At 72.4% G+C, this 20,766-nt stretch carries 18 protein-coding genes; 7 read left to right on the forward strand and 11 right to left on the reverse strand.

Annotation, left to right across the window (positions count from 1 at the left end; all coding sequences use genetic code 11):
- Window positions 1–111 precede the first annotated feature (111 nt).
- Together AC0665_RS07505 and ppdK are read left to right on the forward strand one after the other, a co-directional pair.
- Entirely contained in the window at window positions 112–1,338 is a 1,227-nt protein-coding gene (locus AC0665_RS07505) for an ROK family protein (RefSeq protein WP_468633818.1), read from the forward strand.
- Window positions 1,339–1,744: 406 nt separating this feature from the next.
- Window positions 1,745–4,492 carry a pyruvate, phosphate dikinase gene (gene ppdK / locus AC0665_RS07510; protein ID WP_468408875.1) on the forward strand — a complete coding sequence of 916 codons (2,748 nt, stop codon included), beginning with the start codon at window positions 1,745–1,747 and terminating at the stop codon, window positions 4,490–4,492.
- Window positions 4,493–4,612: 120 nt separating this feature from the next.
- On the opposite strand, the gene AC0665_RS07515 is transcribed toward ppdK, so the two are convergent.
- The 4 genes from AC0665_RS07515 to AC0665_RS07530 form a co-directional block, all read right to left on the reverse strand.
- The gene (locus AC0665_RS07515) at window positions 4,613–5,131 is read right to left on the reverse strand and encodes an NUDIX hydrolase (RefSeq protein WP_468633820.1); all 519 of its coding nucleotides are present in this window, start codon (window positions 5,129–5,131) and stop codon (window positions 4,613–4,615) included.
- Between the two features lie 92 nt (window positions 5,132–5,223).
- Window positions 5,224–5,718, reverse strand: coding sequence for an excalibur calcium-binding domain-containing protein (locus AC0665_RS07520; RefSeq protein WP_468408871.1), 495 nt, complete (start codon window positions 5,716–5,718; stop codon window positions 5,224–5,226).
- 109 nt (window positions 5,719–5,827) lie between these two features.
- A complete protein-coding gene (locus tag AC0665_RS07525; protein WP_478602387.1) occupies window positions 5,828–6,985 on the reverse strand; it encodes an alkaline phosphatase PhoX in 1,158 nt (385 codons plus the stop codon).
- A 297-nt stretch (window positions 6,986–7,282) separates the two neighbouring features.
- Window positions 7,283–7,711: a peptidase inhibitor family I36 protein gene (locus AC0665_RS07530; RefSeq protein WP_468633824.1), complete on the reverse strand. Its 429-nt coding sequence runs from the start codon at window positions 7,709–7,711 to the stop codon at window positions 7,283–7,285.
- A 233-nt stretch (window positions 7,712–7,944) separates the two neighbouring features.
- Between AC0665_RS07530 and AC0665_RS07535 the strand changes: the two genes are divergently transcribed.
- Entirely contained in the window at window positions 7,945–9,369 is a 1,425-nt protein-coding gene (locus AC0665_RS07535) for a helix-turn-helix domain-containing protein (RefSeq protein ID WP_478602389.1), read from the forward strand.
- Window positions 9,370–9,470: 101 nt separating this feature from the next.
- Here the strand turns inward: AC0665_RS07535 and nirD are convergent, their stop codons facing one another.
- The 3 genes from nirD to AC0665_RS07550 are packed head-to-tail and all read right to left on the reverse strand — an operon-like array spanning window position 9,471 to window position 13,653.
- Complete coding sequence (gene nirD, locus AC0665_RS07540; RefSeq protein ID WP_363118690.1) at window positions 9,471–9,821, reverse strand: nitrite reductase small subunit NirD; 351 nt, start codon at window positions 9,819–9,821, stop codon at window positions 9,471–9,473.
- Complete coding sequence (gene nirB / locus AC0665_RS07545; RefSeq protein WP_363118689.1) at window positions 9,818–12,436, reverse strand: nitrite reductase large subunit NirB; 2,619 nt, start codon at window positions 12,434–12,436, stop codon at window positions 9,818–9,820. The genes nirD and nirB overlap by 4 nt, the downstream gene beginning before the upstream one ends.
- Window positions 12,436–13,653 carry an NAD(P)/FAD-dependent oxidoreductase gene (locus tag AC0665_RS07550; RefSeq protein WP_478602391.1) on the reverse strand — a complete coding sequence of 406 codons (1,218 nt, stop codon included), beginning with the start codon at window positions 13,651–13,653 and terminating at the stop codon, window positions 12,436–12,438. The genes nirB and AC0665_RS07550 overlap by 1 nt, the downstream gene beginning before the upstream one ends.
- Window positions 13,654–14,178: 525 nt before the next feature.
- Between AC0665_RS07550 and AC0665_RS07555 the strand changes: the two genes are divergently transcribed.
- On the forward strand, window positions 14,179–14,961 hold the full coding sequence (locus AC0665_RS07555; RefSeq protein WP_468408863.1) for a sulfite exporter TauE/SafE family protein: 783 nt from the start codon (window positions 14,179–14,181) through the stop codon (window positions 14,959–14,961).
- Here AC0665_RS07555 and AC0665_RS07560 read toward each other — a convergent pair.
- Window positions 14,958–15,860, reverse strand: coding sequence for an NAD(P)-dependent oxidoreductase (locus tag AC0665_RS07560; protein WP_478602394.1), 903 nt, complete (start codon window positions 15,858–15,860; stop codon window positions 14,958–14,960). The genes AC0665_RS07555 and AC0665_RS07560 overlap by 4 nt on opposite strands.
- Before the next feature lie 103 nt (window positions 15,861–15,963).
- Here AC0665_RS07560 and AC0665_RS07565 point away from each other — a divergent pair, with 103 nt between their 5' ends.
- A complete protein-coding gene (locus AC0665_RS07565; protein ID WP_478602396.1) occupies window positions 15,964–16,356 on the forward strand; it encodes a winged helix-turn-helix transcriptional regulator in 393 nt (130 codons plus the stop codon).
- Here AC0665_RS07565 and AC0665_RS07570 read toward each other — a convergent pair.
- Together AC0665_RS07570 and AC0665_RS07575 are read right to left on the reverse strand one after the other, a co-directional pair.
- On the reverse strand, window positions 16,294–16,953 hold the full coding sequence (locus AC0665_RS07570) for a class F sortase (RefSeq protein WP_468633834.1): 660 nt from the start codon (window positions 16,951–16,953) through the stop codon (window positions 16,294–16,296). The two genes, AC0665_RS07565 and AC0665_RS07570, sit on opposite strands and share 63 nt — an antisense overlap.
- 110 nt (window positions 16,954–17,063) lie before the next feature.
- Window positions 17,064–17,588, reverse strand: a complete 525-nt coding sequence (locus AC0665_RS07575) for a hypothetical protein (RefSeq protein ID WP_478704599.1) — start codon at window positions 17,586–17,588, stop codon at window positions 17,064–17,066.
- Between the two features lie 269 nt (window positions 17,589–17,857).
- Between AC0665_RS07575 and AC0665_RS07580 the strand changes: the two genes are divergently transcribed.
- A complete protein-coding gene (locus AC0665_RS07580; RefSeq protein WP_468408853.1) occupies window positions 17,858–18,475 on the forward strand; it encodes an NADPH-dependent FMN reductase in 618 nt (205 codons plus the stop codon).
- Window positions 18,476–18,559: 84 nt separating this feature from the next.
- Here the strand turns inward: AC0665_RS07580 and AC0665_RS07585 are convergent, their stop codons facing one another.
- Entirely contained in the window at window positions 18,560–18,976 is a 417-nt protein-coding gene (locus tag AC0665_RS07585; protein ID WP_468408851.1) for a gamma-glutamylcyclotransferase family protein, read from the reverse strand.
- A 139-nt stretch (window positions 18,977–19,115) separates the two neighbouring features.
- Here AC0665_RS07585 and AC0665_RS07590 point away from each other — a divergent pair, with 139 nt between their 5' ends.
- Window positions 19,116–20,762 carry a M4 family metallopeptidase gene (locus tag AC0665_RS07590; protein WP_478704600.1) on the forward strand — a complete coding sequence of 549 codons (1,647 nt, stop codon included), beginning with the start codon at window positions 19,116–19,118 and terminating at the stop codon, window positions 20,760–20,762.
- Window positions 20,763–20,766 lie beyond the last annotated feature (4 nt).

Genomic DNA, 20,766 nt, shown 5'->3' on the forward strand with positions numbered 1-20,766 from the left:
CCCAAAGACGTACTCCTGACCAGGATCGGCAGGGGCTACCGTAGGGTTACGTCTATTTAACACGCAAAACTCAATATGTAATGCAAGGTTGGGAAACACAAGGGGGTGTGCATGACCGGACAGCCCGGGAGAACCGGACGAGGCACGGGTCAGGCGAGCGCCGGCGATCTGCTCGAACTGGTGCGCAGTCGCCGCGCCGTGACCCGGGGTGCGCTGCAACAGGCGACCGGCCTGTCCCGGGCCACGGTCGGTCAGCGGCTGGACCGGCTCTTCCGTGCGGGCTGGCTGCGCGAGGGCGCCGGGGGGCCGGTGGACTCCCCGCTGGGCGGACGGCCCTCCATCACCCTGGAGTTCGACGACGAGCACGCGGTGGTCCTCGCCGCCGACCTCGACACCCGGCACGCCCGGGCGGCGGTGCTGTCGCTGAGCGGCGAGATCCTCGCCGAGCACTCCGGCATCCTGGCGGTCGAGGACGGCCCGGACCTCGTGCTCGGCGAACTCGGGCGATGGTGCGCCGAGTTGCTGGAGAAGACCGGACGCGGTGCCGAAGCGGTCTGCGGGATCGGGCTCGCGGTGCCCGGCCCGGTCGACACCGGGACCGGCCGTGTCGTCCAGCCGCCGATCATGCCTGGCTGGGACGGCTACGACATACGGAGCCGGCTGGCCCGGGCCCTCGGCGAGCACGCGGGCACCGCGGAGGTGCCCGTTCTGGTCGACAACGACGCCAACCTCATGGCCTACGGCGAACAGCGCGCCGGCTACCCCGAGTGCTCGGCCTTCGTGCTGGTGAAGGTCTCCACCGGCATCGGCGCCGGGGTCGTGGTGGACGGCTCGGTGTTCCGGGGCATCGACGGCGGCGCCGGCGACATCGGGCACATCCGGGTTCCGGAGGGCGCCGGGGCGCTGTGCCGGTGCGGTTCCTACGGCTGTCTGGCCGCCGTCGCGAGCGGCGGCGCGGTGGCGCGGCGGCTGGCGGAGGCCGGGGTGCCCGCGGCCTCCGGTTCGGACGTGCGGGACCTGCTGGCGGCCGGGCACCCGGAGGCGGTGGGGCTCGCCCGGGAGGCGGGGCGCCGGGTCGGGGACGTCCTGGCGACCGTCGTGACCCTGCTCAACCCGGGTGTCCTGATGATCGCCGGGGATCTGGCCGGAACTCCCTTCCTGACGGGCGTGCGGGAACTGCTGTACCAGCGGGCGCTGCCCCGCTCCACCGCCCACCTCGACGTGGTCACCGCGCGGCTGGGTGAGCGGGCCGCGCTGGTGGGAGCCGGTGCGATGGTCGTCGAGCACCTCTACGCGCCCGAGCGGGCCGAGGAGCGGCTGCGCGCGCTCGGGGTGTGACGTCCGCGTTTCGGTCCCGGGACGCGTCCGCATGGTGAAATTCCGTCGGCTGTGGCAGCGTGATTCTCGCCACCCCTGATAAGGGTTGCGCTCAGATGAGCGGATCATGAGCGACTGCACTTCTCCAAAGGGTGGCACTGAGTGCCACCCTTTGATCGTTCATCGAGCGAAATCAAATGGGCGGAAACCCTGCTCATATGAGCATCCAGCCGGGGTTGGGGAGGCTCTTGCGTTCAAGAAGTGAAAACATGCGCTCGCGATCGCTTGCCATGCCTTGACTTTCGATCCGCTGGCGGGCGAGTGGTTACAGGCGCATGACGCACGAGTGGACGTACCCAGAAGCCTTTGATCTGGGTATGTTCCTCGCCGTCAGGGCAGCCACCGCGTCCTCGAGGAGTCGAGACCCGTGTCGGAAAACAAAGATCCCCACGTAGCTGAGCACGGCACCAGCGTTGAGGGCGTGAAGTTCGTCTACGACTTCACCGAGGGCAACAAGGACCTCAAGGACCTCCTCGGTGGCAAGGGCGCGAACCTCGCCGAGATGACCAACCTGGGCCTTCCGGTCCCTCCCGGCTTCACGATCACCACCGAGGCCTGCAAGGTCTACCTGGACAGCGGCGAGGAGCCGGCGGCACTGCGTGACGAGGTGAGTGCACACCTCGACGCGCTCGAGGCCCGCATGGGCAAGAAGCTCGGCCAGGCCGACGACCCGCTGCTGGTGTCGGTGCGCTCCGGCGCCAAGTTCTCCATGCCCGGCATGATGGACACCGTCCTCAACATCGGCCTGTCCGACAAGTCGGTGCAGGGCCTGGCCAAGCAGGCCGGCGACGACCGCTTCGCGTGGGACTCCTACCGCCGCCTGATCCAGATGTTCGGCAAGACCGTCCTGGGCGTCGACGGCGAGCTGTTCGAGGACGCGCTGGACGCGGCCAAGGCGGCCAAGAAGGTCACGGTCGACACCGAGCTGGAGGCCGCCGACCTCAAGAAGCTCGTCACCAAGTTCAAGAAGATCGTCAAGACCGAGGCCGGCCGGGACTTCCCGCAGGACCCGCGCGAGCAGATGGACCTCGCCATCCACGCGGTCTTCGACTCCTGGAACACCGACCGGGCCAAGCTCTACCGCCGCCAGGAGCGCATCCCGCACGACCTGGGCACGGCCGTCAACGTCTGCTCCATGGTCTTCGGCAACCTCGGCCCCGACTCCGGCACCGGCGTCGCCTTCACCCGCGACCCCGCCTCCGGCCACCAGGGCGTCTACGGCGACTACCTCCAGAACGCCCAGGGCGAGGACGTCGTCGCCGGCATCCGCAACACCGTGCCGCTCGCCGAGCTGGAGTCGATCGACAAGAAGTCGTACGACCAGCTCATGCAGATCATGGAGACGCTGGAGAACCACTACAAGGATCTCTGCGACATCGAGTTCACCATCGAGCGCGGTGTGCTGTGGATGCTCCAGACCCGCGTCGGCAAGCGCACCGCGGGTGCGGCCTTCCGCATCGCCACCCAGCTGGTGGACCAGGGCCTGATCGACGAGGCCGAGGCGCTCACCCGGGTCAACGGCGCCCAGCTCGCGCAGCTGATGTTCCCGCGCTTCGACGAGAGCGCGAAGGTCGCGACGGTCGGCCGCGGCATCGCCGCCTCCCCGGGCGCGGCCGTCGGCAAGGCCGTCTTCGACTCCTACACGGCCGTGAAGTGGTCCCGCTCGGGCGAGAAGGTCATCCTGATCCGCCGCGAGACCAACCCCGACGACCTGGACGGCATGATCGCCGCCGAGGGCATCCTCACCTCCCGCGGCGGCAAGACCTCCCACGCGGCCGTCGTCGCCCGCGGCATGGGCAAGACCTGTGTCTGCGGCGCGGAGGAGCTGGAGGTCGACACCAAGCGCCGCCGGATGACCGTCCCCGGCGGGCACGTCGTCGAGGAGGGCGACGTCGTCTCCATCGACGGCTCCTCGGGCAAGGTCTACCTCGGCGAGGTACCGGTCGTGCCGTCGCCGGTCGTGGAGTACTTCGAGGGCCGCATGCACCCGGGCGCCGACGACGCCGACGAACTCGTCGAGGCCGTCCACCGGATGATGGCCTTCGCCGACCGCAAGCGCCGCCTGCGGGTGCGCGCCAACGCCGACAACGCCGAGGACGCGCTGCGCGCCCGCCGCTTCGGCGCCCAGGGCATCGGCCTGTGCCGCACCGAGCACATGTTCCTCGGCGACCGGCGTGAGCTGGTGGAGCGGCTGATCCTGGCCGACACGGACGCCGAGCGCGAGGAGTCCCTCAAGCAGCTGCTCCCGCTCCAGAAGCAGGACTTCGTGCAGCTCTTCGAGTCGATGGACGGCCTCCCGGTCACCGTCCGCCTGCTCGACCCGCCGCTGCACGAGTTCCTGCCGGACATCACGGAGCTCTCGGTCCGCGTGGCCCTGGCGGAGTCCCGCCAGGAACCGCACGAGAACGAGCTGCGCCTGCTCCAGGCCGTGCACCGGCTGCACGAGCAGAACCCGATGCTGGGTCTGCGCGGTGTGCGTCTCGGCCTGGTCATCCCCGGCCTGTTCACCATGCAGGTCCGCGCGATCGCCGAGGCCGCGGCCGAGCGCAAGGCCGCCAAGGGCGACCCGCGTGCCGAGATCATGATCCCGCTGGTGGGCACGGTCCAGGAGCTGGAGATCGTCCGCGAGGAGGCCGACCAGGTCATCGCCGAGGTCGAGGCGGCCTCCGGCGCGCAGCTGAAGCTGTCCATCGGCACGATGATCGAGCTGCCGCGCGCCGCGCTCACCGCCGGCCAGATCGCCGAGGCCGCGCAGTTCTTCTCCTTCGGCACCAACGACCTCACCCAGACGGTGTGGGGCTTCTCCCGGGACGACGTGGAGGCGAGCTTCTTCACCGCGTACCTGGAGAAGGGCATCTTCGGTGTCTCCCCGTTCGAGACGATCGACAAGGACGGCGTCGGCTCGCTGGTGAAGCTGGCCGCCAAGGCCGGCCGTGAGACCCGTCCCGACCTCAAGCTCGGCGTCTGCGGCGAGCACGGCGGCGACCCGGAGTCGGTCCACTTCTTCCACGAGGTCGGACTCGACTACGTCTCCTGCTCGCCGTTCCGCATCCCGGTGGCCCGCCTGGAGGCGGGCCGGGCGGCGGTGCAGTCCCAGGGCAGCGACCACCGCTAGCCCGGGCACGGAACCCGGAGCCGCCGAGGTCCCCGACCCTCACCGATCGCGGCGGCTCCGGCTCACGAAGGAGCGCGGGAGCGGCACCTTGTGCGGAGGTGCGGCTCCCGCGCTGCCGTGTCACCGGGGCAGGCCCTCCCGCAGGCACACGGGGGTACCGGTCCTCGCCGCCGTCAGGAGCGCGGTGAGGGTGGACAGCCGGGTGGCCAGCGGCGTGGATTGCAGGTCGGGCAGGGCGAAGAAGCCGTGCCGGTCGTGCTCCGAGCTGCGCAGGACGGGCTGCCCGGCCGGGAGCCGGCCGCCGTGGAAGTAGAAGTCGATCACCGGCCCGGTGTCCAGCACGTCGGCGCGGTGGTCGTACCCGATGAACCGCAGGTCCCCTTCGAGGGCGATGCCGGTCTCCTCGTGCAGCTCCCGGCGTGCGGCGCCGACGGGGTCCTCACCCGGGTCGAGCATGCCGCCCGGCAGCCCCCAGAGCCCCGCGGCGGGCTGCCCCCCGGCGTAGCGCAGCAGCAGGATCCGGTCCTCGGCGTCGAGCAGCAGGACGCAGGACGCGACGATGGTCTGCGGCAGTGTCTTGACCCACTCGGCGCGGGGCAGCACCCGCGGCGCGTCGGGGGCGGGCACGGTCGTGTCCACGGTGGAGTTCCTTCCGTCGGCCGGACAGCCCGGACGGGCTGCCCGAACGGTGGAACGGCCGGACCCGCCGATGGTCACCGGCGCGTCGGGGCTCAGGTGTCGCAGGCGACCCCGTCGCCGTCCCGGTCCAGGTGGGAGGCGTACCCCGGCTCACCCCGGTGGATGGGGGCGGCGCCCGCGGCGCGGACCTCAGAGCAGTTGGCGTAGGACACGTCCCCGCCGCCTCCCGAGCCGCTGTCGTCGGACCCGCTGCCCGCCGCCGGCCGGGCGGTGACCGTGGTGGTGACCTTGACGGTCTTCGTGGCGGTGACGGTGGGAGCGGGCTCCGGCTCCTTCGCGCGCGGCGTCACGGTGGCGGTGGCCGTCGCGGTGACGGTGACGGTGGGCCGGGGCTCCGCGGACGCGGGCTTCGCCTCGCTCGTGGTCTGGCCGCCGCTCGCGCCCATGCCGACACCGAGGAACAGGGCCAGGCCCAGCGCGGGCAGCACGTAGCGCTTCCGGGCCCAGCGGGGCGCCGGTCTGCCGGTCTGCGGCAGGGGCGGAGCGGGATACGGGGCGTTGTGCGGGCCGGTGTACGGATTGGTCATGGTCATCCCCCCAGGGCTGATGCGTGAGGGGATGACCGTAGGACCCGGCGGCCCGATTTGAGGGCGGGGTGACCAACTCGTGATGACCGTGTGAAGGCGGACCGGGTGGTTACGAGCGGAACGGGCCCGTCACCTCGTAAGTGATGCCACCCGAGGACGAGCCGCTGGTGCCGCGCTGGCTGGAGAAGTAGAGGCGGGTGCCGTCCGGGGAGAAGGCCGGGCCGGTGATCTCCGAGGCGGACTGGCCGTCGACGCGGAGGAAGGGGGCCACGACGTCGTCCGGGGTGATGACGCAGATCTCCATGGTGCCGCCGTCCTCGGCGACGAAGAGGTCGCCGGAGGCGGAGCCGGTGATGTTGTCCACGCCGGTGAGCGGGGCCGTGCCGCCGGTGACGAGGGAGTCGTCGTAGGCGAGTTCGATGGTCTGGGCGGCGGTGTCGTACTGCCAGACGCGGTTGTCGCCCTTGGTCGTGAACCAGCACGTGTCGTTCGCGTAGTGGCAGCCCTCGCCGCCGTTGAACCGCTTGGCGCCGGGGACTTGGTCGCGGGTGGCCGTCGCGCCCGTGGGGTCGGGTACGCGGGACCAGGTGACCGGGCCGCTGGTGCCGCTGCCCGCCACCATGACCTCCAGCGTGCCGGAGGACAGGTCGCCCCAAGTCGTCGGCCGGAAGCGGTAGAAGCAGCCGTCCGTGACGTCCTCCGTGAGGTAGACGACCTTGCGGACCGGGTCGGCCGCGGCCGCCTCGTGCTTGAAGCGGCCCATCGCGTCACGGCGCACCGCCGCCTTCACGCCCCACGGATCCGTCTCGTAGACGTACCCCCGGTCCACCTCCTCGCAGGACAGCCAGGTGTTCCACGGCGTCTTGCCGCCCGCGCAGTTCTGCCGGGTGTTCGACAGGACGCGGTACGCGCCCGTGATCGCCCCGGTCGCCGAGAATTTCACAGCGCTCGCGCCGCCCGAGGGGTTGATCTCGGAGTTGGAGACATAGATCCAGCCGGTGCCGTCGGCGTAACAGGCGCCGCCGTCGGGGGCGTTGTGCCAGGTGTACGACGTGCTCCCGACTCGCTGTCCGGATCGGGCGACGACCCGGCTCGTGAAGCCGCCGGGGAGTCTGATGCCGTTGGCGTCGGGGGAACCCGGCGGCCCGTAGGGGCCGGCGCCGGGCTGGGCCGGGGCCGCGTACGCGGCCCCGCGCCACAGGGTTCCGCCCAGAGCGGCCGAGGTGCCGCCGAGGACGGCCGCACGCAGGAGGCTACGACGTTCCACACTCACTCCAGAGGTGCCGTACCGCCCCGCCGCCGGTCGACGGCAGGGGTCGTGCGGGGGAGAAGGGGGAGGCGGAAAGGACGCTAAGGGGGTGGGGTTGACGGAGCATGGACAACTCGTGGCCATGGGGCGGCACGCTGTATGCGGCTGTGCGGCTGTGCGGCTGTGGCGACTGTGCGGATGGGCGGATGGGCCGAATGGAGACGCCGGGCCCGCCGGAGCCCGCCGGGACATGCCGAAGTGGCGTGCGCGCCCGGGCAGGCGTGCACGCCACTTCGCTTCGCGCAGGGGGCCGGATCAGCCGCAGCTGCCCGAGATCCACCGGTGGGAGCGGACCTTGTACGTACCGGCCAGGTTGCCGCCGTGCTGCTGGCGGGTGCAGCCGATGCGGTCGGAGTAGTCGGTGCCCCGGTAGTACGCGACACCGCTGGAGCTGCTGGTGCCCGCGTTCCACACCGACTTCACGTTGGTCGTGGCGGCCCACGAACACCGGATGGAACCGCTCTGCCAGTCGGGGTCGGCCACGTCCCACGAGCACTTGCTGCCGGTGAAGTTGGCGCCGGTCCAGAAGCAGACGTGCCCGGACGCGCAGTCCACCGCGGTGGGCGCGGCCGGGGCCGCCGACGCGGAGCTCGGCACGGCCAGGGCGGTGACGGCGGCCGCGCTGACGGTCAGCACCGCGAGCAGCGAGTTCGTACGAGAGTTGCGGCGTACGGAAAGGCGCATGAGCCTGGTCTCCTCGGAGATCGGGGACGGTTGAGCGGACGGCCCGACGCTGGCAAGGCGCGAGGGGGCCGGGCAAGGACACGGGGGCCCGCTGGGATGCCGGGACGGCGTCCCGGCGCCGACCTGGCGCGTTCCGGAACCGTTGGGACGGCCATGGGACGCCTTTGGTGGCACAGTGTCGGCACGAGACGCCCGACCAGCGTCCTGCTGGGGATCCAGAGGGGGGAGAGGCGTTGTCCGCATGCCCGGAAACGGAACGGTTCGCCGCGCTGCTGCGTTCGCTGAAGAGCCGGTCAGGGCTGAGCTACGAGGCCCTCGCCAGGAAGTCCGGACTGGCCGGTTCGACCTTGCACCGCTACTGCCGGGGCACGTCGGTGCCGCAGGACTACGGAAGCGTGCACCGGCTGGCGACGGTCTGCGGCGCGACCCCGGAGGAACTGCGCACGCTGCACCGCCTGTGGGCCCTGGCGGACGCGGCCCGGGCGGCGGCGGCCGGTGCGGGGACAGACGGGGCACACGGCCCCGTCGCAGGGGAAGGGGCCGACGGGGCCGAGCCTGACCCCCCGCACCCCCACGTCCCCCCAGGCCCGGCCGCGGACCCGGACCCGTCCCCCGCCGTCCATCAGGGCTCGGGCACGCAAGCGGGTGCGGCTGCGCACGAGGGCCCGATTACGCCCACGGGCACGGGCACGGGTGAGGGTGAGGGTGCGGCTCCGCACGAGGGTCCGGCCACTCAACCCACTCGGGCCTCGACCGCGAACCCGGTCCCCGCCACACACCCGGTCCCTGCCACGCAACCGGCCCCGTCCACACACCCGGCCCCTGACACGCACCCGGCCTCACCCCCGACCCCGGACGCCGCCCCGCCCTCCGCCCCGGTCCCTCCCCAGGGCGGTGAACAGCCGGACGCCGAGCCGGCCGACCCGGTGGCCGCCTGGTCGCGCAGGCGCCGGCTGCGCTCCACCGTCGTCACCGCCGCGCTCATCGCCGCCGTCGGTGTCTCCGCCTGGGCCCTCTCGAACGGCCGGTCGCCCTCCGGCGGCGGCGGTCAACGTGCCGACGCGGACCGGTCGTTGTTCTCGGCCAACTGCCCGCCCGTGATCGCCATGGGCGAGCACGACGAGTGCGTGCGCGAGGTGCAGCGGCTGCTGCACGCCAAGGGCGCGGACATCGGCGTGGACGGGGACTTCGGGCCGCAGACCCTGCGCCGTGTCACGGCCTTCCAGGTGCTCGCCGGGCTTCAGCCCAACGGAGTCGTCGGGGAGCCGACGAAGAAGGCGCTGTACGCCTCGAAGGTCCGGATGAGCGTGTGGCCGCAGCGGAAGGTGCGGGAGCGGGTCCGCAAGGTGTTCCCCGAGGCGCCGGACAAGGCGGTGGCCATCGCGGACTGCCAGTCCTTCCTCGACCCGCTGCACATACTCCCCAACACCAACGGCACCCGGAACTGGGGCCTGTTCCAGATCTCCGACGCCCGGCTGCGCGACCTGGGCGGCACACCGCGCGAGGCCCTCGACCCGGAGTGGAACATCCAGGCGGCCCGGAAACTGTGGAGCCGGGACCGCGACTTCGGCGACTGGCCCCACTGCGAACGCGCCGCCGACGCCCCTCGCTCACCGACACCACGGCACTCGCCTACGACGGCCCGGCCCCCGAGCTGAACGAAGGCACCCCTCGAAGGGGAAGGCACCCCCCATAGGGGAAGGCACCCCTCCAGGACGGAGAGGTGCCTTCGTTCAGCCGGGGGCCGGCGGCCGGGCGGTTACGCGGCGCGGACCGCGTAGGCCGTCACCCGTACCGTCTCGTCGTCCAGGCACTGCCCGGACATCAGGTCGAAGCGCTGCTTGAGCAGGGGAGAGGCGACGAAGGGACGGCCCCGGTGGGTGCCGGTGAGGCCTCGGGAGAGGACCGCGGCGCCGGTGAAGGGGTCGCGGTTGTCGATGGCGAACAGGCCGCCGGAACGGTCGCGGAAGATCGCGGCCTGCCGACCGTCCGGCAGCAGTGCGGCCACCCCGCGGCCCGGGAGCAGCGTGTTCAGGTCGCAGACCGCGAACCAGTCCCCGTCCAGGTCGAGTTCGATCTTGAGGTCGGTGGTCTCGAGTGCCAGGGTCATCGCTGGGCGCTTCCTTCCAGTACGTCAGCGGCGGGTCGCATGCCGATGGACAGCAGCGGCAGGTCGGGCTTCATCTGGTCGCGCTCGGGCACGAAGGCGACGACCGGGTCCGGGGTGTCCGGCGCGTTCACGAAGGACACGAACCGGGCCAGCTTCTCGGGGTCGTTGATGGTCTCGGCCCACTCGTCCCGGTAGTGCGCGACATGCGCCCGCATCAGCTGCTCCAGCTCGTCGCAGATGCCGAGCGAGTCGTGCACGACGACGTCCCGTACGTGGTCCAGGCCGCCGGGGATCCGCTCCAGCCAGGTCGAGGTGCGCTCCAGGCGGTCGGCCGTGCGGATGTAGAACATCAGGAACCGGTCGATCAGGCGGACCAGTTCGGCGTCCGACAGGTCCTGGGCCAGGAGGTCGGCGTGGCGCGGGGTGGCGCCGCCGTTGCCGCCGACGTAGAGGTTCCAGCCGTTCGCGGTGGCGATCACGCCGAAGTCCTTCGACTGGGCCTCGGCGCACTCGCGCTGGCAGCCGGAGACGGCCGACTTCAGCTTGTGCGGGGAGCGCAGGCCCCGGTAGCGCAGCTCCAGGTCGATGGCCATCCGGACGGAGTCCTGGACGCCGTAGCGGCACCAGGTCTGGCCGACACAGGACTTCACCGTGCGCAGCGACTTGCCGTAGGCGTGGCCGGACTCGAACCCGGCGTCCACCAGACGCGCCCAGATCAGGGGGAGCTGCTCGACGCGGGCGCCGAACATGTCGATCCGCTGACCACCGGTGATCTTCGTGTAGAGGCCGAAGTCGCGGGCGATCTCGCCGATCACGATGAGCTTCTCCGGGGCGATCTCGCCGCCGGGGATGCGCGGCACGACCGAGTACGAGCCGTTCTTCTGGAGGTTGGCCAGGAAGTGGTCGTTGGTGTCCTGAAGGGCCGCCTGCTCGCCGTCCAGGACGTAGCCGCTCGCGCCGATCGTCGGGGCCAGGGAGGCGATGATCGAGCCGACGGCCGGCTTGCAGACCTCGCAGCCGTCACCGCCCCGGGCCTCCTCGCGGCCGTGCCGGTCCAGCAGGTCCTGGTAGGTGGTGATGCGCAGGGCGTGGACGATCTCGTAGAGCTCCTCGCGGGTCTGCCCGAAGCAGCCGCACAGGCCCTTGTCGACCTCGACGCCGTTCGCCTCCAGCTCGGCGTTGACGAGCTGGCCGAGGACCTTGACGCAGGAGCCGCAGCCGGTGCCGGCCTTGGTGCACTTCTTCACCTCGGGCACCGTCGTGCACTGGTGGTCGGTGACCGCGCCGCGGATCGTGCCCTTGGAGACGTTGTGGCAGGAGCAGACGATCGCCTCGTCCGGCAGCGCGGACGGGCCGAGCTGCACGGACTCCCCGGCCCCGGCGGGCAGCACCAGCGACTCGGGCGAGACCGGCGGCACCGAGCCGGTGAAGGCCTTCAGAGTGCCGTACGCCTCCGCGTCGCCGACCAGGATGCCGCCGAGCAGCGTGCCGTCGCGGCCGATGACCAGCTTCTTGTACAGCCCCGCGCGGGAGTCGGAGTAGACGACGTCCAGGCAGTCCTCGGCGGTGCCGTGTGCGTCACCGAAGGACGCCACGTCCACGCCGAGCAGCTTCAGCTTGGTGGAGAGGTCGGCACCGGTGAAGGACGCCTCGTCCGAGGCGATCGTGGCCGCAGCCGTCTCGGCCTGCTCGTAGCCGGGCGCCACCAGGCCGTACACGCGGCCGTCGGAGGCCAGCGCGCACTCGCCGATCGCGAAGACGTGCGGGTCGGAGACCGTACGGCACTGCTCGTCGACGGTGATGCCGCCGCGCTCGCCGACCGTCAGACCGCAGTCGCGGGCCAGCTGGTCGCGGGGACGGACACCGGCGGAGAACACCACCATGTCGGTGGCCAGTTCGGAGCCGTCGGAGAGCTTCATGCCGGTGACGGCGCCCTCGGAGTCGACCAGGATCTCCTGCGTGCCCACGCCCGTGTGGACGGTCAGGCCCATCTCCTCGATGGTGCGAAGCAGCGCGGCGCCGCCGCCGTCGTCCACCTGGACGGGCATCAGCCGGGGCGCGAACTCCACGATGTGGGAGGTGAGTCCGAGGCCCTTCAGCGCCCCCGCGGCCTCCAGGCCGAGCAGACCGCCGCCGACCACCGCGCCGACCGTCGCCTTCGACTTGGCGTATTCCTCGATCGCGAGCAGGTCCTCGATCGTGCGGTAGACGAAACAGCCCTCGGCGTCCTTGTTGGGAACCGGCGGCACGAACGGGTACGAGCCGGTCGCCAGCACCAGCACGTCGTAGTCCACGACGAGACCGGAGCGGGCGGTGACCCGGCGGGCCTCACGGTCGACGGCGGTCGCCGGGTCGCCGATGTGCAGCTCGATGCCGTGGTCCTCGATGAACGCCAGGTCCGTCATGGACAGGTCGTCCGGGGTCTTCCCCGAGAAATACGAGGTCAGGGCGACGCGGTCGTAGGCCGGACGCGGCTCCTCGCAGAGCACGACCACGCGGTGCGTGGCGGTCAGGCCGCGCTCGGCGAGCGCTTCGAGGAAGCGCTGGCCGACCATGCCGTGGCCGACGAGCACGATCGTGGGGGTGGCCTCCGTGGCCTCCGGGGTGGCGGTCATCAGGAGCCTCCATCGTTGGTGAGCAGGTGGAGCAGCGGGCCGCCGTCGGAGGGGAGCGGCTCTGCTCCCTCCCAGGCGCGGGCGAGCGCGCCGACGGTGCCGAGTTCGCCGACGAGGACCCCGCCGACCAGGCGGTCGTCGCGGACGACGACCTTGCGGTAGGTGCCGCGGGTGGCGTCGGCGAGCTGGACGACGTCGTCGCCCGGAAGCGCCTCGGTCTCACCGAAGGCGGCGAGGTCGAAGGGGCTGTCGTGCCCGTTGAGCGTGAGCCGCGTCAGGGAACGCGTGCCGGTGTACCGGGCGGTGGGGTCACCGGCCAGCAACTCGGCCAGCGCGTCGGCCTGTTCGAGCGCCGGAGTGGCCAGGCCGTACACCGTGCCGTGGTGCTGGACGCAGTCCCCGACGGCGTGGATGTTCGGGTCGGACGTGCGGAGTTCGTCGTCGACGACGATGCCCTTGCGCACCTCCAGACCGGCGGCCTGCGCCAGACCCACCCGCGGGTGGACCCCGCAGGCCAGGACCACCAGGTCGGCGTCGAGGGCGTAGCCGTCGGCCATCTCCACCGAGCGGACCGTGCCGCCGACGCAGCGCACGTCACGGACACGGAGGTCGGTGTGCACCTCGACGCCGAGGTCGGTGAGGTGCCGCCGGACCAGCTTCGACGCCGACGGGTCGAGCTGGCGCTCCATCAGCCGCTCCGACTGCTGGGCGAGCACCACCTGCGCGCCGCGCAGGGCGAGCGCCCGGGCCGCGGAGACCCCGAGGAGCCCGCCGCCGATGACGACCGCCTTCGTGCCCGGCCGGACCGCCTTGGACAGGCCCAGGCAGTCGTCCATGGTGCGGAACGCGTGCACGCCCTCGGGCAGTTGGTGGTCCTCGGTGAACAGGCCGCGCAGCGGCGGCAGTACGGGGTTGGACCCGGTGGCCAGCACGAGCCTGTCGTATGCGATCTCCGAGCCGTCCTCGCACCGCACGGTCCGTGCCACGCGGTCGATTCCGGTGACCCGGCCGCGGGTCAGCTCCGCGGGCGCCGGCAGGGCGATCACCTCGGGGCTGTACCGTCCGGCCAGGACCTCGGCGAGCAGCACCCGGTTGTAGGGCCGGTGCTCCTCCTCGCCGATCAGCAGCGCGGGCGTGCCGAGCTCACCGAGCCGCCGGGCGAGCCGTACGCCCGCCAGGCCGGTGCCGATCACCACCACACGCTCATTCGAGGTCATGCCCTTGAGCGTGCGGTGCCGGTGTTACCCGGCAGCATCACCTCTGTTTCCCGCGGGGAACGCTGCCCTCAGCGGCTGGGGACGGCAGGTGTGAGGGTTCCTGAAGTGCGAAGACGACCGGGTGTGAGGGACCACGCGGTACGGCGACGGGGAGTTGTGAGGGAACGCGCGGTGCGGTGACGGCCGGGGGGGCGCGGAGTGTGGCGGCGCGGGGGTGTGAGGGGTCCCCGAGTGCGGCGGCGCGGGGCTGCGAGGGGCCCCCGAGTGCGGCGGCGCAGGGCTGCGAGGGGCCCACGGGGCGGTGACCGCCGCGTGTGAAGGGTCCGGCGGTGCGGCGACGGCCGCATGCGCGGACTCCCGGAGTGCGGCGGTGGGGGCTGTCAGGGTTCGGCGGTGCGGTGAACACCGGGTGTGAGGGTTCCCGCGGGGTGCGGCGGCGCCGGACCCCGCGGGCTCTCGCGCCGCGCGCGGACGTCAGGGACGTCGCGCCCCTGGTGCGTCGGGGTCTCGCATAAGGTCGCGATCATGCCCGACATATCGCTGACCATGATCGTCCTGCTCTGCCTCGCGGCCCTCGCCGCCGGATGGATCGACGCCGTGGTCGGCGGGGGCGGCCTGCTGCTGCTTCCCGTGCTGCTCCTCGGACTGCCCGCGCACACCCCCGCCGCGCACGCGCTGGGCACCAACAAGGCCGTCGCCATCGTCGGCACCACGGGCGCCGCCGTGACGTACGCCCGCAAGGCCCCCGTGGACGTGCGCACCGCCGTCCGTATCGGTCTCGCCGCCCTCGCCGGTTCCTCCGCCGGGGCGTTCTTCGCGGCCGGGATGAGCACCGACGTCCTCAAGCCGGTGATCATGGTGGTGCTGCTCGGGGTCGCCGCCTTCGTGATCCTGCGGCCCGCCTTCGGCACGGCCCCCGCGACCGGCCCGGCAACCCCCCGCCGGATCCTCGCGGCGATCGGCCTCGGCGGCCTCGGCATCGGCTTCTACGACGGTCTGATCGGCCCCGGCACCGGCACGTTCCTGGTCCTCGCGCTCACCGCGATCCTCCACCTCGACCTCGTCACCGCCTCCGCCACCGCGAAGATCGTCAACTGCTGCACCAACGCCGGGGCGCTGGCCACCTTCGCGTGGCAGGGCGCGGTCCTGTGGCAACTGGCCGCCCTGATGGCGCTGTTCAACCTCGCGGGCGGCACCCTCGGTGCGCACACCGCCCTGAAGCAGGGCAGCGGCTTCGTCCGGATCGTGCTGCTGACGGTCGTCTTCGCCCTGGTGGCGAACCTGGCGTACGAGCAGTGGTTCGCCTAGGCCGCCGAGTCCCGCCGCAGATCCAGCAGTTCGACCGTGCCGGTGCCGTCCTCGTCGCCGTGGCCCTGGGCGAGCCTGCGCTCCATCAGCTTCATGTACGGCGTGAGCAGCTCCGGGCTGACCCGCTGTTCCTCGGCCGTGCGCAGCAGGGTGGCGTTGCCCGCGACCTGCATCGCGAGGTTGGACACGACGCCACGGGTGTAGTCGCCGCTCTGGATCTGATCGGCGCTCTGGAACGCGGCCGGGGCCATCGCGGTCAGCCAGTCCACGAGCAGCGGTGCGAAGTCCTTCGGCGCGATGTCCTCCGGGCGGATCAGCGCGAAGGCGTGGGTGACACCCGCGAACATGCCGTTCATCGCGCTCAGCAGCGCCACGTCGTGCAGCGCGGCGAAGCCCGGGTCCGTTCCGACGTAGCGGGTTCCGGCAGGGACGGCGAGGGTGTCGCGGTGTTCCTCGAACGCCTGGGGGGAACCGCTGTACAGGACGTGGCCGCCGGAGTCCGGGACGCCGATCATGGGCGGTACGGCCATGATCCCGCCGTCCAGGAAGCGGGCGCCGCGCGCCTCGGCCCAGGCGGCGCGGGCCCGGCCCTCGCCCGGGGTGCCGGTGGTGAGGTTCACCAGGTCCCGCCCCGTGAGGTCGGCCCCGTCGAGGGCCTCGTCCACGGAGGCGTCGTCGAGCAGGCAGGCGATCACCAGCCGGTGCGCGGCCACCGCCTCGGCGGCGGTCCGGGCGACGGTGGCGCCGTCGGCGGCGAGGGCCTCGGCGCGGGAGGGCGTGCGGTTCCAGACGGTCACCTCGTGCCCGGCGGCCAGCCAGGCGCGGGCCAGGGCGGTGCCCATGGCCCCGGTGCCGAGCAGGCTGAGAGGGGTGCGGGAGGGAACTTCCGTGTGGGTCATGGCGTTTAGGCTCGTCCAGGGCAGCGGGCCGCTCAAGTACGTACTTCGGAGTGGGTGGTTACCCCGGGGGAAGAGTGCAGGCAGCGGACGGGGGAGAGGCGGCATGGGGACGACAGGGCGACGGCCGGGGGCGTACGTCTGCGGAATCGACGCGGCGATGGACGTGATCGGCGGCAAGTGGAAGGTGCTGATCCTGTGGGCGCTGCACGAACGGCCCTGCCGCTTCGGGGAGTTGCGGCGCGCGCTGCCCGGTGTCACGGAGAAGGTGCTCGCCTCGCACCTGCGGCAGATGGAGGCCGACGGCCTGGTGCACCGCGAGGCGTACGACGAGGTGCCGCCCCGCGTGGAGTACTCGCTGACGGCGCGGGGCGTGTCCCTGAACCAGGCGCTGGAACCCCTGGGCGCCTGGGGGAGGGCCAATGTCCTGGACGGGTCACCGACTGCCGGTCAGATGCGCGAAGACGACGACGTTGCCCTGGTAACCGGTGCCCCGTGACCAGCCGCCGCCGCAGGTGATGACCCGCAACTCCGGCCGGTGCGCGGGGCCGTAGACCTTCTCGTCGGGGAAGTCCTTCGCGGCGTACACCTCGACGGCGTCCACGGTGAACACCGCGACACCGCCGTCCCGCCGGTCCACCTCGATCGTGCTGCCCCTGGTCAGGGCGCCCAAGTCGTAGAACACCGCGGGCCCGTCAGCGTTGTCGACATGGCCGGCGACGATCGCGGTGCCCCGTTCGCCGGGGGTGGTGCCGGCCTCGTACCAGCCGGCGAGGTTCTTATCCGCGGCGGGCGGTACGTCGAGGCTGCCGGTCCTCGTCAGGCCGAGCCCGGTCAGCGGCGCGTCCACGCGGATCGCCGGGATGCGGATGCGGTCGGGCGGCGAGGGCGGCAGCGCGGGCACGGCGGGCTGCTCACCGGCCCGGCCGTCCAGCCCCGCACCGGCCTGTGCGGCGGAGGGCTGCGGCGGGGCGTGCGTCGCGGCGCCGTCGCGCAGCAGCCACGCTCCGGAGCACAGGGCGAACACCGTCACGGCCGCCATGGCGGCGTTCGCGGGATCGCGGACACCGCTGCCGAACCTGGGGAACCTGCGCATACCCACCCTTTTCTGCTCCGGCCCCATGCCCCCCTCCGGGCCGCGAGGGGCGTCGGACCCGGAGGGGGAGGGGACACGCGGTACCGGCGACGGACAGCGGAGGGTGTCCGTCAGATCCCGTCGCCTCTCGCCCGGCGATGCAGGAGCCAGGTACCGCCCGCGGCGGCGACGGCGAGGGCCGCCACACCGGCCGCGGTCTGCACGGGGTCGGGGCCCAAGGCGCCGCCGACCCCCGTCTTCACACTCCCCCGGGGATGGATCTGCTCGCGCACGGGCGTCAGCGTGACCACCAGGTCCCCGGTGATCCGCCGTCCGCTGCCGGAGCAGGTCGCGGTGATCTCGTACGTGCCCGGCTGTGCGCTCGACGGCACCCTGAACGCGCCGGTGGCGTCCCGCCCGTAGGCGTCCGGTGCCAGGCTGAGCGAACCGGCCCCGACCGCGCTGGCGTCGCCCGTCGCCGGGCCGCCGTCGCCGCAGTCCGCCGTGCGCACCGTGACCTGACCGCCGGGCACGACCGAGGCGGGGGAGACCTCCAGGCCGTCGGCGGACGCGCCGTACGCGGGACCCGCCGCGGCGAGGGCCGCCGCGGCGACGGCGAACGCGGTGGCGGTCAGCGGCCGGGCGGTACGTCGCATCGGTGCTCCCTCGAGCGGTTCGTTCGTGCGCCTGCCCTTCCGAGGTAACGGGCAGCGGCACGGCCGCGCTTGCTGAGGGAGCGTCAGAATTGGGGTGAACGGGTGTCAGGGACCGTGCTGTCCGGCCTCTGTTCCCGGCTGTTTCGCCAGGTCACGGGGGTGAGGGCGGACGGGCCGCCAAAAAGCGCGGGGCGCGCGGGTGAACGGGTGACCCGGGTGTGCGCGGCGGCGCTTGACCTCAACAAAGGTTGAGGTACGAGGCTGGGTGCATGAACCCGACTCACACCGATTCAGCGACCGCCCTGCGGACCCCCGCGGACCCGATCCGCCTGACCCTCGTCGTGGGCAGCAACCGGCACGGCCGCTTCGGGCCCGTCGTCGCCGACTGGCTCCTCGATCGCATCCGGGACCGGGACGACCTGGTCGCCGAGGTCGTGGACGTCGCCGAGGTCGCGCTGCCGATGTCCCTCGAACCGACCGCCGAGGCGAGTGCCGCGCTGTCCGCCGTCACCCCGAAGCTGGCCGGCGCGGACGCCTTCGTGGTCCTCACCCCCGAGTACAACCACTCCTTCCCGGCGGGCCTGAAGAACCTCGTCGACTGGCACTTCACCGAGTGGCAGGCCAAGCCCGTGGGCCTCGTCTCCTACGGCGGCGTGTCCGGCGGTCTGCGCGCCGTGGAGCACCTCCGTCAGGTCTTCGCCGAGCTCCACGCCGTGACGGTCCGCGACACGGTCTCCTTCCACAACGCCGGTGCCTCCTTCGACGACCGGGGCACCCTGCGCGATCCGTCCGGACCGAACGCGGCGGCGAAGGTCATGCTGGACCAACTGGTGTGGTGGGGGCTCGCGTTGCGGGAGGCCAGGCAGAGCAGGCCGTACGGCGGCTGAGTCCGCCGCGCGCACGCCGCCGCCGTACGGCGGCCGAGTCCGCAGCGCACACGCCGGCCCTCGCCCGGGCCGGCGCCGCACGCCTCACTCCCGCGCCCGCCAGTCGCCGCTCGCGATCACCCGTCCCCGGGCCCGCAGCCGCGCGGCGACGGCGGGCGCGGCCACGTACACCCAGGCCCGCACGGCCGCCCCGTCGGCCTCTCGTACGGCCTTCCGCTCGACGCGCTCGTACAGACTGCGCGGATCCCCCGGCACGTACTCCTCCAGCCGGTCCAGCTCGGCGAGCAGCTCCTCGTACGCCTCCGGCAGCGCGGTGACCAGCTCCCCGCCGACCGGGCCGCCGCCCGCTTCCTCGACGGCGTACGGGTAGCCGGGCCCCTGGTACAGCACGGCGTCCGCGAGCCGGGCCGGTTCCTCGGAGCGGGTGCGGCCGCGCAGCAGGAGGTCGTGGTTGACCTCCCCCGGACGGAGGGTGCCGTAGACGAAGAAGGGGAGGGTCACAGGAACGATTCTGCACCCTCACACACCTGCACAGCGGGGCTATGGACATGTCATGTCCGCACCGCCTTGACTCGCGGTCGACATCAACGCCGCCCCCGGTCGACCCCACGCGACCGGGTGCGCCCGTACGAGGAGACCGATGAGTCGGATACGTCAGGTCCGCGGTTCCCGTCTTGCCACCGCCGGTGTGGCCGTCACCGGCACCGCCGCCCTGCTGGGCGCGGTGCTCTCCCCGGTCGCCGGCGCGGCCGACCGGCCGACCAGGTCGGGCGCCGTCGAGGACGCGGAGGCGGTGCTCGCAGACCGGGCCGGAGCCCTGGGCCTCACCCCGGCCCAGGAGACCAAGGTCCGGGACGTCGTCGTCGACGAGGACGGCACCCGGCACGTCCGCTACGACCGCACCTACCACCGGCTCCCCGTCCTCGGCGGCGACTTCGTGCTGCATCTGAACCCCGACGGCACCTACCGCGGTACGAGCCGCGCGACGAGGTCCGCGCTCTCCCCGGCCAGCGTCACCCCGAAGGTGACCGCCCCCGAGGCCGCCCGCCTCGCGGCGGACCAGCTGCGCGCCGCGCGCCTCGGCGAGACCCTGAAGAAGCTCACCGCCAAGCCCCGGCTGGTCGTCGACGCCCTGCACGGCGCCCCGAAGCCGGCCTGGCTGACCGAGGCGGTGGCACACGACGAACTCGGCAACCCCGTCGGGCGCACCCTGCTGACCGACGCGACGACCGGCGCCCGGATCGACGCCTGGGACTCCCTGGAGTCGGCGTCGGGCGAGGGCAGGTCCCTCTACGGCGGCACCGTCCCGCTGGAGACGACGGCGTCCGGCTCGTCGTACCGGCTCAAGGACGCCACGCGCGGCGGCACGTACACCGGCGACGCCGCCCACAAGACGGACCAGTGCCTGCTCACCGTCTGCCTGACCCGCGCCCCCGCGACGCTCTTCACGGACGCCGACAACCAGTGGGGGACGGGCACGACCGCCGACCGGGCCACGGTGGCGGTGGACGCCCAGTACGGCACGGACGTCACCTGGGACTACTACAAGGACGTCCACGGCCGCGACGGCATCGCCGGCGACGGCAAGGGCTCCTTCAACCGCGTCCACTACGGCAAGGACTACAACAACGCCTTCTGGGACGACAACTGCTTCTGCATGACCTACGGCGACGGCGACGGCGAGCTGATGGGCCCGCTGGTGTCGCTGGACGTCGCCGGGCACGAGATGTCCCACGGCGTGACGTCGAAGACGGCGGCGCTGACGTACTCGGGCGAGTCCGGCGGCCTGAACGAGGCCACGTCGGACATCTTCGGCACCCTGGTGGAGTTCCACGCGGCCAACGCCGAGGACCGGGGTGACTGGTTCATCGGCGAGAAGGTCGTCCGCCCCGGCCTCGGCCGCCCGGCCCTGCGCTTCATGGACAGGCCGTCCAGGGACGGCAAGTCGGCGGACTGCTGGACCGCCAAGCTCGGCGACCTCGACGTGCACTACTCCTCGGGCGTCGGCAACCACTTCGCGTACCTGCTCGCGGAGGGCAGCGGCGCCAAGAGCCTCAACGGCGTCGCGTACGACTCCCCGACCTGCGACGGCTCCACGGTGACCGGCATCGGCCGGGCCGCGCTGGGCAAGATCTGGTACCGCGCGCTGACGGTCTACATGACGTCCTCTACGGACTACGCGGACGCGCGCACGGCGACCCTGAGCGCGGCGAAGGACCTCTACGGCGCCGACAGCACGGAGCACAAGGCGGTGGCGGCGGCCTGGAAGGCCGTCGCGGTGAGCTGACCGC

This window comes from Streptomyces sp. NPDC043685 (genome assembly GCF_056436585.1).

Coding starts and splice junctions, on each gene's coding strand:
- AC0665_RS07505 (WP_468633818.1), top strand. CDS start 112: ATGACCGGACAGCCCGGGAGAACCGGACGAGGCACGGGTCAGGCGAGC.
- AC0665_RS07520 (WP_468408871.1), bottom strand. CDS start 5,718: ATGACCAATCCGTACACCGGCCCGCACAACGCCCCGTATCCCGCTCCG.
- AC0665_RS07530 (WP_468633824.1), bottom strand. CDS start 7,711: ATGCGCCTTTCCGTACGCCGCAACTCTCGTACGAACTCGCTGCTCGCG.
- nirD (WP_363118690.1), bottom strand. CDS start 9,821: ATGACCCTGGCACTCGAGACCACCGACCTCAAGATCGAACTCGACCTG.
- nirB (WP_363118689.1), bottom strand. CDS start 12,436: ATGACCGCCACCCCGGAGGCCACGGAGGCCACCCCCACGATCGTGCTC.
- AC0665_RS07550 (WP_478602391.1), bottom strand. CDS start 13,653: ATGACCTCGAATGAGCGTGTGGTGGTGATCGGCACCGGCCTGGCGGGC.
- AC0665_RS07555 (WP_468408863.1), top strand. CDS start 14,179: ATGCCCGACATATCGCTGACCATGATCGTCCTGCTCTGCCTCGCGGCC.
- AC0665_RS07560 (WP_478602394.1), bottom strand. CDS start 15,860: ATGACCCACACGGAAGTTCCCTCCCGCACCCCTCTCAGCCTGCTCGGC.
- AC0665_RS07565 (WP_478602396.1), top strand. CDS start 15,964: ATGGGGACGACAGGGCGACGGCCGGGGGCGTACGTCTGCGGAATCGAC.
- AC0665_RS07570 (WP_468633834.1), bottom strand. CDS start 16,953: ATGCGCAGGTTCCCCAGGTTCGGCAGCGGTGTCCGCGATCCCGCGAAC.
- AC0665_RS07575 (WP_478704599.1), bottom strand. CDS start 17,588: ATGCGACGTACCGCCCGGCCGCTGACCGCCACCGCGTTCGCCGTCGCC.
- AC0665_RS07580 (WP_468408853.1), top strand. CDS start 17,858: ATGAACCCGACTCACACCGATTCAGCGACCGCCCTGCGGACCCCCGCG.
- AC0665_RS07590 (WP_478704600.1), top strand. CDS start 19,116: ATGAGTCGGATACGTCAGGTCCGCGGTTCCCGTCTTGCCACCGCCGGT.